Origin of the sequence: Vibrio sp. SCSIO 43140 (assembly GCF_023716585.1) — a bacterium.
Taxonomy (GTDB): Bacteria; Pseudomonadota; Gammaproteobacteria; order Enterobacterales; family Vibrionaceae; genus Vibrio; species Vibrio maritimus_B.
On the sequence record NZ_CP071850.1, the window covers coordinates 2,720,786 to 2,735,096 of the forward strand.

The following is a 14,311-nucleotide window of genomic DNA, read 5'->3' on the forward strand; positions in this document are numbered from 1 at the left end:
AGATTAGTCCTCCGTCAATGGCTTAAAGCGACGCAGTTCAGTGAGTCGGTAACCTGTGTACGTACCAAGAAGCAAGATACCACCAAGGATAACCAGCTGCAGACCAATAAAGTTAAACGTTAGATGTTGAACGTAAGGGTTGGTCATGGCTAGGTAAACCAGCACCGCTGTTAATAGCGAACCGCCACCCTGCAAAACCACTTCTTTCGCACCTTCCTCTTCCCAAAGGATAGACATACGTTCAATAGTCCAAGATAGGATGATCATAGGGAAGAAGGTAATAGAAAGACCTTCAGTCAGACCAATCTTGAACGCCACTACGGTAAAGACAGAAATAATCAGAATAACCGTGATGATAACCGCGGAGATCCGTGCCACCAGCAGCAGGTTGAGCTTGGATAGATAACTACGTATTACCAGACCCGTACCGACAATCAGTAGGAAGCCTACAATACCCGTTACTAATTGGGTCTGTACAAACGCAACCGCAATCAGAACTGGCATGAAGGTACCAGAGGTTTTAAGACCGATGAGGATACGCAAGAATACAACTATCAAAGCGCCGATAGGGATCAGCATAATGGTCTTAAACATGGCTTGCTCTTCCAGCGGTAGGCTGTGGATAGAGAAGTTTAGTAGACCGTCTGCATCAACTTTGCTGTTAGTCGCTTCTTGAGGTGATACCTCTTGAGCGATCATTGTAAAGTGCACTTTACTGTCTTTGCCGCCAACGACGTCTAGCAAAGAAACATTGGATTCATCCCAAACCATTAGGTTTTGTTTCTTTTGACCTTCAGTCGTTTCAGGAGAGAAGATCTTCCATTTGGCACCATCCCAAACTTGCAGCATCTGTTGAATCGACTGACGACGGCGACCGTCTTCAAGTTCGATTACACCGACTACCTTACTAGGGACTTCAGCAAACGCGAGCAACTTCGCCGCCGCTTGCAGTTTGGTCATGTTGTTTAGGATAAGCGCCGAGTTCTGGCTATCACCATCGTTTAGCGCCTTGATTAGCTCTCGTGTAAAAGTAACGTTGTCAGAAGAGCGAGACTCTGCTCGTTCCACTAGTGCAATCGCAGCAGCTTCTTCAGGGCCATCAAAGGTTGGCTTAACGACATCTTCTGAAGGAGGTGTTGAATTAGCGAGAGCTTGGTCATCCACAAGAAATTGGGTTTTGTAGTAGATGGTCTGTGGACCTTGCGCTTGGCGGATAGACCACTCTGCGCGGCGACCTGCGTCAGAATCGACATAAGAAACACCGTAGCCAGGTGATGATGCAGATTCGCCAATGAGAGTGAAGCCTTCTTGAGTATATGGTGCTGCTAATGACACCTTGGCTGGCTGGCCAATCGCATTAAACTCAACTCTAGCTTCAATGTCCCAAACCTGACGAGTTTCGCCTGGAGTCCATGGTACGCCATAGGTATCGTGCCTTATGACACTTAACGCGATACCCGCCGCAATAAGTAATCCTACAGATAGGAAAAATGGAATACGTGAAGTCATAAACAACCTTATTATTGTAATTGCTTCCCTGAAGGAGGTGTTATTTTAAAGAAAATTACTTGTTAGATGAAAGTATATATTGCTGACTTACATCAACTAAAGCAATATCTTTGATAAATTCTCTTCCTAGTAGTATAGGGTGGGTCATTTGTGAGCGATCTGCCAGTGTAAATTGTGCTTTTTCATGGATTTTTCCAACACGGATCCATAATTCAACCACAGCTCTGCGTTCCATTTTGTCGCTGGTGGATTGACGAATTTTAACATATCGAATAACAGGTGCTTCAATCCAACGGTTACTTTCTTTCTCGGCCTTTTCATCAACAAGTTTAAATTTCACCCATTGCTTGCCATCTCTTTCGAATGCTTGAATATCGCTCGCATTTAATGAGGAGGTGACTGCGCCGGTATCAACTCGAGCGTCAAACGTCTTATCGAGCGCATCTAAACGTACGCGTTCAACAGACCCAAGGACAACGGGAGTAGAGGAGAATGTAGTCGGTGCAATTACAGGGAGTGGCTTCGCTTGCTCTTCTTCTTGTTCTTCTTCACTGCCGTCTGCTTTGCGTAGCATCTCGACTTCTTTGGTAAGAGCGATAATTTCAGACTCTAAGCTATCGATATAGTCAGCGTTGTTGCTGATTTGAAGCGTTAGATTGGTCAGTCTATTGTCGAGGCGCTGCTCGGATTCCTGAATTGCGCTGATGGTGTTTTGATGAAGTTCTTGGTGATTGACGGTAGAACAACCTGAAAGTAGGCCGATGGCGACAAGAGGTGCCAAACGTTTGTACATCTTAAACCCTAAAAAACAATAAAGTGGAACTTGGAAGCGTTGATTTTATCGTAACCAATAGGGAGTGCGATACTCCCTATTGTCAGAGCTACGTCAGACTTATAAAAGTGATGTAAAAGCTGATGCATTAAACATCACTTTTTTTGACGTTAGGATTATTTGCTTGGATTTTCAGCTACTAAGATTGCGCGGCGTGGAGCAGGGTAACCTTCGACAGTTTTGCTAGGATCGTTCTGATCTAGGTACTCAGGAAGGGAGTTATGTGTCATCCAACCTGTGGTACGCTGCTCGTCTGTTGAGGTCACATTTTCATCGACAATACGTACGTTCACAAAGCCAACTTTCTCTAGCCACACCTTAAGTGCACGCGCTGAAGGGAAGAAGTAAACGTTACGCATTTGCGCGTAGCGATCAACTGGGACTAGCACTGCGTTCTCGTCACCTTCGATAACCAATGTCTCTAAAACCAACTCACCACCAGCAACGAGCTGGTTCTTAAGTTGAATCAGGTGATCCAAAGGAGAACGACGGTGGTAGAGCACACCCATGCTGAAAACTGTGTCAAACGCTTGAAGCTCAGGTAGCTGCTCGATACCAAGTGGGAGAAGGTGAGCACGCTGGTCGCCGCCCATCAACTTACGAATCGCTTCAAACTGCACTAAGAACAGATGTGATGGGTCAATGCCGACACACAAACGAGCGCCTTCACCCAGCATGCGCCACATGTGATAGCCATTACCACACCCAACATCTAATACAGAGCGGTTTTTTAGTGGAGAGATGTGCGGAAGCACGCGATCCCATTTCCAGTCAGAGCGCCACTCGGTATCGATATGGATATCGTGAACACGATAAGGGCCTTTGCGCCAAGGGTGGAAGGTACGAAGCAAGTTCTCAAGCTTCTTCATCTCACCGGTTGCCAATGCGTCATTGTTTGCTAGAGAAACTTCAGTTTTTAACTCAACGTTGTCTGGCTGACCTGCCGGAATTTTTGCTAGCGCGCGCAGCCAACGATCAAAATCACCGTGCTCGGCATTCTGCCAGTCGGTCAGTTGCTGTGGCAGGATATTAAGCCAAGGCTGAAGCTTGGTATCTTGAGCGATAAGCTGATAGAAATTCGCAAAGTTAAACATGAAACTCTCTACTAATATTGGGTGTCGACGACTTGGAATACGGTGTCTAGCGCTGCTTAACTATCAGCAGCACTGACATATTACTTAATGGCGAACATAGAGCCAAAGTTGAAGCATTGGAACCAGACTTCATAGCTAGTAAATCCAATCTCTTTAAATCGCTCTTTATGCACGTTAATCGAGTCTGGGCGCATAACATTTTCAATCGCGCTGCGCTTTTGGCTGATCTCGAGCTCGCTATAACCGTTGGCACGCTTGAAGTCGTGGTGAAGGTCGATAAGCAACTCGTTTGAGCCTTCATCTTCAAATACGTACTTCTCAGACAAAATTAAAATACCACCTGGGCGCAGACCCGCATAGATTTTCTCTAGCAGCGTGCGGCGATCCTCTGGCGATAGAAATTGCAGAGTAAAGTTAAGCACAACCACAGAGGCGTCTTTGATCTCGATATCACGGATATCGGCTTCAACCACATTCACAGGGGTGTCTGAGCGATACGCGTTCACGTGTAGCTTGCAGCGCTCAACCATGGCAGAAGAGTTATCAACAGCGATAATCTGACAACCTTCTTGGGTGATATTGCGGCGCATCGATAAAGTAGCCGCACCGAGTGAGCAGCCAAGATCATAGATGGTTGAGTGGGGTTTGGCGAAACGCTCTGCGAGCATGCCGATTGCAGAAATAATGTTGCTGTATCCAGGCACACTGCGCTGAATCATATCTGGGAAGACTTCAGCTACTCGCTCATCGAAGGTGAAATCACCAATCTTGTCGATAGGAGCAGAGAATATAGTGTCTTTATTCTGCATGTTAAGGTTCCCCATTGCCGTTCATACGGACGCGATAAAAAAGGCGCGCATTTTACGTCATTCGAGGAGAAATGTCATTACCGTGTTGAACCATACAAGATGACCTTGTTTTCGGGCCTAGAACATAGAGATCTGATGATCATCTCTCAGACTCGGAAACGTCGGTATCTCAGCGAGTTCCAAATTCCCCAGTTGCGACGCTTTTAGCTGATTATAGAGCTTTACAGCCAATTCGGGCGCTTCGACATTATCGGGGGTGTGGATCATTAAATAGGGCTGTTTACCTTCTGCTATCCAGTGCGCGAGCTTTGTTTCCCATGGCTTAAAGAAAGCTAGGTTAGCGTCCATGTCTGGGTGCCCAATAAATCGAATCATTGGATGCGCCGCTGTAGAAATCGCATGGACAGGCACCTTCGGCTTTTTCTCATGGGCATCGATGACCGCTGCGGTATCTGGCTTAGCGGCAAACACTGGGCGTGAATCCATAATGATTCTGTCGATATGCTCTTCTATTAACCACTGATTAAACGCGCGCTCTTCATCGGATTTGTTAAAGAAACCCAGGTGACGAACCTCAACGCCCAACTTCATGTCTGAAGGGAATTTGGCACAAAACGCTTGCAGTGCAGGCAAATCGGCAGGAGAGAACTTGCTAGGCAACTGAATCGTCCACATACCAATCTTGTGATGCAGTGGCGCCATGACTTGCAAAAAGGCCATCAACTCGTCTTGGCACTGGTTCAGCATTCGCTCGTGGGTTATCGCTTTTGGCAGCTTAAAGGTGAAACGAAAATCATCCGACGTGGCTTGATTCCAACTATTCACTGTTTTGGTACTCGGGGTGGCGTAAAACGTGGTGTTACCTTCAACCGTGTTAAACACAGAAGCGTATCGCTCGAGACGCTCAGCGGGCTTAGTACCTTTGCCATAGAATGAGTGTTGCCAATCATTGTGTGACCACATGGTTAGCCCAAGTCGCAATTTCGGTTTACTCATTTCTAGTCCTTTAAAGCCAATAAACAGAAGTCAGTAAATAATAGGATTTGTTGATATTTTATCCGTTTCAAGTGTTCTAGCGTAGCAACGGGCAATTAAACACAACAATTCTGTCAAATTAGGTCGATTTTAGACGATTTTCCGAGTATAAATGAACCTTTGATTTTGTGGGTGGATTTAGAATTGGCGACTTTTTATGCCATCACCCACAATATAGATTTCATATAAACAATCGGAAATTGGGAAATTCATTATGCGTAGCCATTACTGTGGTCACCTGAACAAGTCCCTTGCAGGACAAACTGTAGAACTGTGCGGCTGGGTAAACCGTCGTCGTGATTTAGGCGGTCTTATCTTTATTGATATGCGAGATCGTGAAGGTATCGTTCAGGTTGTTGTTGATCCAGATATGGCTGATGCTTATGAAGTAGCGAACCAACTTCGTAACGAATTCTGCATCAAGCTAACTGGTGAAGTTCGTGTACGTCCAGAGAGCCAAGTAAACAAAGACATGGCGACAGGTGAAGTAGAGATCCTTGCAAAAGGTCTTGAAATCATCAACCGTAGCGACGTGCTACCTCTAGACTTCAACCAAACGAATACTGAAGAGCAACGTCTTAAGTACCGTTACATCGACCTACGTCGTCCAGAGATGAGCGACCGTATTAAACTGCGTGCAAAAGCATCTAGCTTTGTTCGTCGTTTCCTAGATGACAACGGCTTCCTAGACATCGAAACGCCAGTACTAACCAAAGCGACGCCAGAAGGTGCTCGTGACTACCTAGTACCAAGCCGTGTTCACAAAGGTTCGTTCTACGCGCTTCCTCAGTCTCCACAGCTATTCAAACAGCTGCTGATGATGTCTGGTTTCGACCGTTACTACCAAATCGTTAAGTGTTTCCGTGATGAAGACTTGCGTGCTGACCGTCAACCAGAATTCACTCAGATCGATATCGAAACGTCATTCATGTCGGCTGATCAAGTACGTGAAGTGACTGAAAAAATGGTTCGCGACATGTGGCAAGAGCTACTGAACGTAGACCTAGGTCAGTTCCCTGTAATGCCATTCTCTGAAGCGATTCGCCGTTTCGGTAGCGACAAGCCAGATCTACGTAACCCACTAGAGCTAGTGGACGTTGCTGATCTAGTGAAAGACGTTGAGTTCAAAGTATTCTCTGGTCCTGCAAACGACGAGAAAGGTCGCGTAGCGGTTATCCGTGTACCAGGCGGCGCTAAACTGACTCGTAAGCAAATTGACAGCTATGCTGAGTACGTAGGTATCTACGGCGCGAAAGGCCTAGCATGGATGAAGGTTAACGACCGTGCTGCTGGCATGGAAGGTATCCAATCTCCAGTGGCTAAGTTCCTAAATGAAGACGTGATCAACGGTATTCTTGAGCGTACCAACGCAGAATCTGGTGACATCATCCTATTCGGCGCAGACAAAGCAAACACAGTAGCAGAAGCAATGGGCGCGCTACGTCTTAAGCTTGGTAAAGATCTTGAGCTTACTGATGAGTCTATGTGGGCGCCACTATGGGTTGTTGACTTCCCAATGTTTGAAGAAGATGACGAGGGTAACCTGCACGCAATGCACCACCCATTCACGTCTCCTCTTGGCATGACTGCGGAAGAGCTAAAAGCGAACCCAGCGGCAGCAAACTCTAACGCATACGACATGGTTCTAAACGGCTATGAAGTAGGTGGCGGCTCTGTTCGTATCCACAACGCAGAAATGCAAGCAGCGGTATTCGAGATCCTTGGTATCGATGCAGAAGAGCAACGCGAGAAGTTCGGCTTCCTACTAGACGCACTGAAGTTCGGTACGCCACCGCACGCAGGTCTAGCATTTGGTCTTGACCGTCTAGTGATGCTTCTATGTGGTACAGAGAACATCCGTGACGTTATCGCATTCCCGAAAACAACCACAGCAGCGTGTCTACTAACAGACGCACCAAGTGCAGCAAACCCAGCTGCACTTGAAGAGCTAGCGATTGCTGTGACGGCGGCGAAAGAGAAGAAAGACGCTTAATCTCTCTAAGTGTGTTGTGCGATGCGCAGCGAACGCTCTGCTCCTCCCCTTACGAAGGGGAGGCTGGGAGGGGTGAAAGCTCTTTAAACGCAAAGCGTTTTACCCCTTCTAACTCCCCCTTATCAAGGGGGAGAACTAAGGCTAGTTACTGCGTAACATCGCAAATCACAACACACAGCAAAAACTCCCGCACCCGCGGGAGTTTTTGTTTCTAAATTCTGTATAGTTATACCACTCTATAAATAGTCCAACTTCATAGAACTCAAAGGATTAACCATGGCAGGTCACAGTAAATGGGCGAACATTCGCCATCGTAAAGCAGCGCAAGATGCAAAGCGCGGCAAAATCTTCACCAAACTGATTCGCGAAATCGTCGTCGCGGCGAAAGAGGGTGGGGGTGAGGTTGATAACAATCCAAGACTTCGCGCGGCTATTGATAAAGCACTTTCAAACAACATGACTCGTGACACCGTCAATCGAGCAGTCTCGCGCGGTGCTGGTGGTGAGGGTGATGACAACATGGAGACCGTCATCTACGAAGGCTACGGACCGGGTGGTACAGCGGTGATGGTTGAATGCATGACAGACAATCGAAATCGTACAGTTTCTGGTGTGCGTCACGCTTTCTCAAAAGCGGGCGGTAACCTTGGCACTGACGGTAGCGTGAATTACCTATTCGATAAAAAAGGCGTCATTTCTTACGCTCCAGGTCTTGATGAGGACGAAGTCATGGAAGTGGCTCTAGAAGGCGGCGCAGACGATATCGAAACAGGCGATGACGGTGCGATTGACATTTACACCACGCCTGCAGAGTTTGGTTCGGTAAAAGACGCACTCGATGAGGCGGGCTTTGATGCATCAAACGCTGAAGTGACGCTTGTTCCTTCAACGAAAGCCGATCTAGATGAATCCACCGCACCTAAGTTACTGCGTCTTATCGATGCATTAGAAGATCTCGATGACGTCCAAGAGGTCTATCACAATGGTGATATCTCTGATGAAGTTGCAGCGACGTTAGAGTAATTAGCGAGAAACCATGTCTATTATTTTAGGAATTGACCCAGGTTCACGAATCACAGGTTACGGCGTCATTCGACAGCAAGGTCGACATTTGCAGTATCTAGGGAGTGGTTGTATCCGCACCTCAGAATCCGAGTTACCGGGTCGATTAAAACAGATCTATGCGGGGGTGAGCGAAATCATCACCCAGTTTCAACCAGATGTGTTTGCCATTGAACAGGTCTTTATGGCGAAAAACGCCGACTCTGCGCTTAAACTTGGGCAGGCTCGAGGAAGCGCAATCGTCGCGGCAGTGAATAACGATCTACCTGTCTATGAGTACGCGGCAAGGCTTATCAAGCAAGCGGTAGTGGGGACAGGTGGCGCGGATAAAGCTCAGGTCCAACACATGGTGATGGCCATGCTTAAGCTTCCCTCCAAACCACAAGCCGATGCTGCCGATGCTCTAGGTGTGGCAATTTGTCACGCAAACACTAATAAAACGCTCGTTGCTCTAGCGGGTAAGGCGACGGGTGCGAAGAAAGGGCGCTATCGCTAAGCGCGCGGATCTTGGTTTCAAGTGCTTACCGTCTTAGATACCGATAGTTTTAACGATAACCAGTCCACAGTTTTAGAGCCTTTTCTCTATTCTGTCTTGTTAATTATTTGTTAACTTTCTAATATTGGTCCGATGAGTGCGTCAAAGGACCAATAATAAGGAATAACAAGGGCATGTGGCATAACTTAATAAATAACCCTCAAGATCTTTCCCGAAACACATTACGCAAAGCGGAAATTACAGCTGTCTTCACCGTGGTTGCGTTAATCGTAGGCTTATACAGTGCCGTTAAATGGCAATCAAATGGACATGCGCTGCTGTTTCTTACTTCAGTACTACTGGTTGCTATCGAGATAGTGGGTTTAGTTGTACTGCGCTTCACCAAGCAGATTACGCTCGCGCTAAACATTGGCTTTCTCGGTATGGTGCTCCACGCAGTGAACATTATTTACCAAAGTGGTGGCATCGTAGACTCGACTCAATCGTTTTGGGCGCCTTTGCTCATCGTTGCCTTTTATCTCTCTGCCTCTCGAGCTATGGCTCTGACTTGGAGCCTTGGTATTTTAGTGGTGTCAGGTGTAATGACTTATCTTCATACGAGCGGCTATTCGTTTCCTACTATCTCGCTGTCTGAATCAAAACAAAACATTGAGATTTGGTCTGGGATGCTTTTGCCGCTGTGCGTGATCTGCTTTGCCCAAAGCTTTACGGCCAAACAAAAAGAGAGCGCCATTAATCGCGCTGAAAAAGCGATGAAAGAAAGTGCGCTGCAAGCCGAAAAAGCGTCACAAGGCGAGAAGCGCATGGACGGCATGCTGGTGGCGGTGAATGAGAGCGTTCAAGAGCTTGATGAAGTGATACACCAAGTGAACACCCAGTCGTCACAGCTCAACTCCAATGTTCAATCGCTGGGCATGAACAGCGCCTCGCAAGCAAGTGCCGCCGAAGAGATGAGCCAACAATTAGAGCAGCTTTCTTCGTTCACACAAGAGTCGGTCAACTTTATGGAGCAGGTTATCGGACAAACCGACGCTATCAAACAGCAAGCCGAGAGTAGCTCGGAGATGTTGAATGCTTCCACCGAAGCCATCGCGAATATCGACAACAGTAACCAAAAAGTGGTGTCTGTGATTGAGTTGATCACATCGGTTGCTGAGCAGACTAACCTGCTTGCGTTGAATGCGGCGATTGAGGCAGCGCGAGCAGGTGATCACGGTCGTGGTTTTGCAGTGGTGGCTGAGCAAGTTAGGGAACTCTCTTCGAAGACCAGTAATTCCGTGGAAGAGATCCGCACGCTGATTAGTAATAGCCAACAAGAGATCGACTCTGGTCAACAGACGATTCAAACCACGGTAAAAGAGCTCAGCCAAATGATCGAGCAGGTGCAAACCATCTCAACGGAAATCACCGATCTTAGCCATCTAGTCACCCAGCAGAACCAAGCTATCGGCGAACTTGACCAAGCAAGTAGCGATGTAGCGCGTTCTGTTACTGGCAGTAAAGCCATCGCCGAAGATATTCAAACCATCAGTGAGCAGCTCAATCAACAGATCTCCGAGGGCACTGAGCTATCGGAGCGACTGCGCGCGGCAATGAGCTAATTTTTGCAGAGAATAACTGGATACCCATCCAGTTATTCTATATCCTAAGCCCTATTGCAACGAACAACGAGACATAGACTGTGATAGGACGACTACGTGGCACGCTAATCGAAAAGCAACCCCCTGAACTACTGATAGAAGTTGGTGGAGTAGGATATGAAGTGCAAATGCCGATGAGCTGTTTTTACGAGCTGCCAGAAATTGGTCAAGAAGCCATTATCTATACCCACTTTGTAGTGCGCGAAGATGCCCAACTACTTTATGGATTTAATACTGTTCGCGAACGTGCATTGTTCCGCGAAGTGATTAAAGCCAACGGCGTTGGTCCTAAGCTTGGTCTAGGTATCCTATCGGGCATGTCAGCAAGCCAATTTGTCTCTTGTGTTGAGCGCGAAGATATCTCTACTTTGGTCAAACTACCAGGCGTTGGTAAGAAAACGGCTGAACGTCTTGTCGTTGAGATGAAAGACCGCCTTAAAGGCTGGGGTGCAGGCGATCTGTTCACTCCTGCAACCGATGCAGCGCCAGTCGACAGTGTTGGTGCGATGGCAGCAGACAATGCCGAAGAAGAGGCGGTGAGTGCACTATTAGCACTTGGCTATAAGCCTACTCAAGCATCGAAAGTGGTTTCTCAAGTCGCGAAACCAGATATGACCAGCGAAGCGCTGATCCGTGAAGCACTGCGTGCTATGGTTTAATGACCAAGCGCTATTTTTAGATAGACAGTGAGTGTAGAGAGACAGTTAGATGATTGAAGCCGATCGCTTAATCGCCCCAGAAAACCCAGTTTTCCGTGATGAAGACGTCATCGATAGAGCTATTCGTCCTAAGAAGTTGGCTGACTATGAAGGTCAGGAGCACGTTAGCGACCAGATGGAAATTTTCATCAAAGCCGCACAGCTACGTAATGAAGCGCTCGACCACCTGTTGATATTCGGACCTCCAGGATTAGGTAAAACCACGTTGGCGAATATCGTTGCTAACGAGATGGAAGTAAATATCCGTACCACGTCGGGTCCAGTACTCGAAAAAGCGGGTGACCTTGCCGCGCTGTTGACCAATCTCGAAGAGAACGATGTCTTATTTATCGACGAGATCCATCGCTTAAGCCCAATGGTTGAAGAGGTGCTGTATCCAGCGATGGAAGATTATCAGTTGGATATCATGATTGGTGAGGGTCCCGCCGCTCGCTCGATCAAAATCGATCTGCCTCCTTTCACCTTGATTGGTGCTACGACACGTGCAGGTTCACTGACCTCACCACTTCGTGACCGATTTGGTATTGTCCAGCGTCTTGAGTACTACAAGATTGGCGACCTTCAAAACATCGTTCAACGTAGTGCTCGCTGTTTGGGACTGTCTATGGACCCAGAAGGTGCGCTAGAAATCGCTCGACGTGCTCGCGGTACACCTCGTATTGCAAACCGTCTTCTGCGCCGAGTTCGTGACTATGCCGAAGTGAAAGGCAACGGTCATATCTGTGCCGAGATCGCGGACAAAGCTCTAAACATGCTCGATGTCGATAACCAAGGCTTCGACTACATGGATAGAAAGCTTCTATTGGCGATTATGGAGAAGTTTTCTGGTGGTCCTGTAGGACTTGATAACCTCGCCGCCGCGATTGGTGAAGAGAAAGACACCATTGAGGATGTCATCGAGCCTTACCTCATTCAACAGGGCTACCTGCAGCGTACACCTCGTGGTCGTATAGCATCCGACCGCGCTTATCTTCATTTCGGTATCGATAAGCAGTAATTCTCCTTATTTTTGAACGATTAATGAGCTGCATATTTGTAAAGTAATATTTCAACTATGCAGTGTCATATTCCCGCCAGTTTTATTTCAATTTATTATCAAGTGGTGAATTCATTTTCACAACGCTGATGAAAAACGTTATAATCCATTGCCCCTAAAGGGGTATTGCCCTCCAAAGCGCCCGAAACTTACTCCCCAATTTAGTTACAAAAAACCACCAAACTTGATCTGCATCAATGTGATTAAAGATTGTACAATCGTCATTTCGTGTTTGTTGATATAAATCAAGGCAAAACCCTCAAATAAACCTTTTGAAACCGAATCAATTTACCAGTAATATTAGCCTTAGCTATATTAGCGCATGCTTAACAATTAACTAACCATTGAGGTACATTTTTGCAACAAGGATGACAATAAGCTCAACAATTTTAGCGGACGCTCAACAAGCTCAACCCCGCTTAAACATTGTTTCCTTCGCGCACTGATGTAGAGAGTGTCGTTTTGTCGGCACAAAAGGAGTTACCATGATAGACGTTGTTGATCTGTCGAGATTGCAGTTCGCAATTACGGCAATGTATCACTTCTTGTTCGTTCCATTGACTCTCGGTATGGCATTCCTACTTGCCATCATGGAGTCCCTCTACGTAATGACCAACAAGCAAATCTACAAGGACATGACCAAGTTCTGGGGTAAGCTGTTTGGTATTAACTTCGCACTTGGTGTTGCCACCGGTCTTACGATGGAATTCCAGTTTGGTACAAACTGGTCGTACTATTCCCATTATGTTGGTGATATCTTCGGCGCGCCTCTGGCGATCGAAGCCCTTGTTGCCTTCTTCCTCGAATCCACCTTTGTCGGACTTTTCTTCTTCGGATGGGATAGGCTTTCAAAACGTCAACACTTAGCGGTAACGTGGTTGGTTGCTCTAGGTTCTAACTTCTCTGCACTTTGGATCCTTGTGGCGAACGGTTGGATGCAGCACCCAGTGGGCGCTGAGTTCAACTTCGAAACCATGCGTATGGAAATGGTCAGCTTCGCAGAAGTGGTACTAAACCCAGTAGCTCAGGTTAAGTTTGTTCACACAGTAGCATCAGGCTATACCACAGGTGCGATGTTCGTACTGGGTATCAGTGCTTACTACCTACTGAAAGGTCGTGATGTAGCATTTGCTCGTCGTTCTTTCGCGATTGCGGCGTCTTTCGGTATGGCTTCTATCCTTTCTGTTATCGTTCTTGGTGACGAATCTGGTTACGAGCTTGGTGATGTACAGAAAGTGAAACTTGCAGCGATCGAAGCGGAATGGCACACAGAGCCAGCTCCAGCAGCGTTCACCGTGTTTGGTCTTCCAAACCAAGACAAGATGGAAACCGACTTCGCGCTTAAGATCCCATACGTAATGGGTATCATCGCAACACGTTCTATCGATACTCCAGTTCAGGGTCTACGTGACCTACGTGAAGAGCACGTTGATCGTATCCGTAACGGTATGTATGCGTACGAGCTTCTAGAAAAACTGCGTGCAGGTGAGCGCACAGATGCAAACCTTGCAGCGTTTGATGACGTGAAAGAAGACCTTGGTTACGGTCTACTGCTTAAGCGTTACACAGACAAAGTAGTCGATGCGACTGAAGACCAAATCCAAGCGGCTGCGGATGACTCTATCCCGACAGTTTGGCCACTATTCTGGTCGTTCCGTATCATGGTTGCGTGTGGCTTCATCATGCTATTCGTATTTGGTGCGGCATTCATTCAGACATGTCGTCAGAAAATTGAACAGAAAAAATGGATCCTTAAAGCTGCGCTATTCAGCATTCCACTTCCATGGATTGCAGTAGAAGCAGGTTGGTTCGTCGCTGAATTTGGTCGTCAGCCATGGGCCGTAGGTGAAATCCTGCCTGTACACGTCGCGGCATCAGCACTGACAGCAAGTCAGATCTGGACGTCACTATTCGCAATCATCGCTCTATACACGGTGTTCCTAATTGCAGAAGTTTACCTAATGGTGAAATTCGCGCGTAAAGGCCCAAGTAGCTTGAAGACAGGTCGCTACCACTTCGAACAAAACGTCGAAACGGTAGAGAACAAAGTTAGTCGTCAAGTAGAAGCGTAAGCAAGGAGAAAAAG

The 14,311-nt window shown here is 47.1% G+C and carries 12 protein-coding genes; 7 read left to right on the forward strand and 5 right to left on the reverse strand.

What is annotated here, in order from left to right:
• Nucleotides 1-3: 3 nt before the first annotated feature.
• The 5 genes from J4N45_RS13085 to J4N45_RS13105 all read right to left on the reverse strand — a co-directional run bounded on the left by J4N45_RS13085 (nucleotide 4) and on the right by J4N45_RS13105 (nucleotide 5,240).
• The gene (locus J4N45_RS13085) at nucleotides 4-1,509 is read right to left on the reverse strand and encodes an inactive transglutaminase family protein (protein WP_252011720.1); all 1,506 of its coding nucleotides are present in this window, start codon (nucleotides 1,507-1,509) and stop codon (nucleotides 4-6) included.
• 55 nt (nucleotides 1,510-1,564) lie between these two features.
• The gene (locus J4N45_RS13090; RefSeq protein ID WP_252011722.1) at nucleotides 1,565-2,302 is read right to left on the reverse strand and encodes an ATP-dependent zinc protease family protein; all 738 of its coding nucleotides are present in this window, start codon (nucleotides 2,300-2,302) and stop codon (nucleotides 1,565-1,567) included.
• Nucleotides 2,303-2,457: 155 nt separating this feature from the next.
• Nucleotides 2,458-3,435: a tRNA 5-methoxyuridine(34)/uridine 5-oxyacetic acid(34) synthase CmoB gene (gene cmoB / locus J4N45_RS13095; RefSeq protein ID WP_252011724.1), complete on the reverse strand. Its 978-nt coding sequence runs from the start codon at nucleotides 3,433-3,435 to the stop codon at nucleotides 2,458-2,460.
• Nucleotides 3,436-3,515: 80 nt separating this feature from the next.
• Complete coding sequence (gene cmoA / locus J4N45_RS13100) at nucleotides 3,516-4,244, reverse strand: carboxy-S-adenosyl-L-methionine synthase CmoA (protein WP_042471992.1); 729 nt, start codon at nucleotides 4,242-4,244, stop codon at nucleotides 3,516-3,518.
• A gap of 117 nt (nucleotides 4,245-4,361) precedes the next feature.
• Nucleotides 4,362-5,240 (reverse strand): DUF72 domain-containing protein, encoded by an 879-nt coding sequence (locus J4N45_RS13105; protein WP_252011727.1) that lies wholly within the window; start codon nucleotides 5,238-5,240, stop codon nucleotides 4,362-4,364.
• A 253-nt stretch (nucleotides 5,241-5,493) separates the two neighbouring features.
• On the opposite strand from J4N45_RS13105, the gene aspS reads away from it, so the two are divergent.
• From aspS to cydA, 7 genes are all read left to right on the forward strand, one after another.
• Entirely contained in the window at nucleotides 5,494-7,272 is a 1,779-nt protein-coding gene (gene aspS, locus J4N45_RS13110) for an aspartate--tRNA ligase (protein ID WP_252011729.1), read from the forward strand.
• Nucleotides 7,273-7,548: 276 nt separating this feature from the next.
• Complete coding sequence (locus tag J4N45_RS13115) at nucleotides 7,549-8,295, forward strand: YebC/PmpR family DNA-binding transcriptional regulator (RefSeq protein ID WP_252011731.1); 747 nt, start codon at nucleotides 7,549-7,551, stop codon at nucleotides 8,293-8,295.
• 13 nt (nucleotides 8,296-8,308) lie between these two features.
• Nucleotides 8,309-8,830 (forward strand): crossover junction endodeoxyribonuclease RuvC, encoded by a 522-nt coding sequence (gene ruvC / locus J4N45_RS13120; protein ID WP_042472000.1) that lies wholly within the window; start codon nucleotides 8,309-8,311, stop codon nucleotides 8,828-8,830.
• Nucleotides 8,831-9,003: 173 nt separating this feature from the next.
• Complete coding sequence (locus J4N45_RS13125; RefSeq protein ID WP_252011733.1) at nucleotides 9,004-10,431, forward strand: methyl-accepting chemotaxis protein; 1,428 nt, start codon at nucleotides 9,004-9,006, stop codon at nucleotides 10,429-10,431.
• A gap of 80 nt (nucleotides 10,432-10,511) precedes the next feature.
• Nucleotides 10,512-11,129 (forward strand): Holliday junction branch migration protein RuvA, encoded by a 618-nt coding sequence (ruvA, locus tag J4N45_RS13130; RefSeq protein WP_252011736.1) that lies wholly within the window; start codon nucleotides 10,512-10,514, stop codon nucleotides 11,127-11,129.
• Between the two features lie 49 nt (nucleotides 11,130-11,178).
• Nucleotides 11,179-12,186 carry a Holliday junction branch migration DNA helicase RuvB gene (gene ruvB, locus J4N45_RS13135; RefSeq protein WP_252011737.1) on the forward strand — a complete coding sequence of 336 codons (1,008 nt, stop codon included), beginning with the start codon at nucleotides 11,179-11,181 and terminating at the stop codon, nucleotides 12,184-12,186.
• 524 nt (nucleotides 12,187-12,710) lie between these two features.
• Nucleotides 12,711-14,297 carry a cytochrome ubiquinol oxidase subunit I gene (gene cydA, locus J4N45_RS13140; protein WP_252011739.1) on the forward strand — a complete coding sequence of 529 codons (1,587 nt, stop codon included), beginning with the start codon at nucleotides 12,711-12,713 and terminating at the stop codon, nucleotides 14,295-14,297.
• The last annotated feature ends 14 nt before the right edge of the window (nucleotides 14,298-14,311 follow it).

Bases quoted from the DNA above. Each gene is read 5' to 3' on its own strand.
- cydA (WP_252011739.1), top strand. From the start codon at position 12,711: ATGATAGACGTTGTTGATCTGTCGAGATTGCAGTTCGCAATTACGGCA.
- ruvB (WP_252011737.1), top strand. From the start codon at position 11,179: ATGATTGAAGCCGATCGCTTAATCGCCCCAGAAAACCCAGTTTTCCGT.
- J4N45_RS13115 (WP_252011731.1), top strand. From the start codon at position 7,549: ATGGCAGGTCACAGTAAATGGGCGAACATTCGCCATCGTAAAGCAGCG.
- J4N45_RS13090 (WP_252011722.1), bottom strand. From the start codon at position 2,302: ATGTACAAACGTTTGGCACCTCTTGTCGCCATCGGCCTACTTTCAGGT.
- ruvC (WP_042472000.1), top strand. From the start codon at position 8,309: ATGTCTATTATTTTAGGAATTGACCCAGGTTCACGAATCACAGGTTAC.
- cmoB (WP_252011724.1), bottom strand. From the start codon at position 3,435: ATGTTTAACTTTGCGAATTTCTATCAGCTTATCGCTCAAGATACCAAG.
- cmoA (WP_042471992.1), bottom strand. From the start codon at position 4,244: ATGCAGAATAAAGACACTATATTCTCTGCTCCTATCGACAAGATTGGT.
- J4N45_RS13085 (WP_252011720.1), bottom strand. From the start codon at position 1,509: ATGACTTCACGTATTCCATTTTTCCTATCTGTAGGATTACTTATTGCG.
- J4N45_RS13125 (WP_252011733.1), top strand. From the start codon at position 9,004: ATGTGGCATAACTTAATAAATAACCCTCAAGATCTTTCCCGAAACACA.
- J4N45_RS13105 (WP_252011727.1), bottom strand. From the start codon at position 5,240: ATGAGTAAACCGAAATTGCGACTTGGGCTAACCATGTGGTCACACAAT.
- aspS (WP_252011729.1), top strand. From the start codon at position 5,494: ATGCGTAGCCATTACTGTGGTCACCTGAACAAGTCCCTTGCAGGACAA.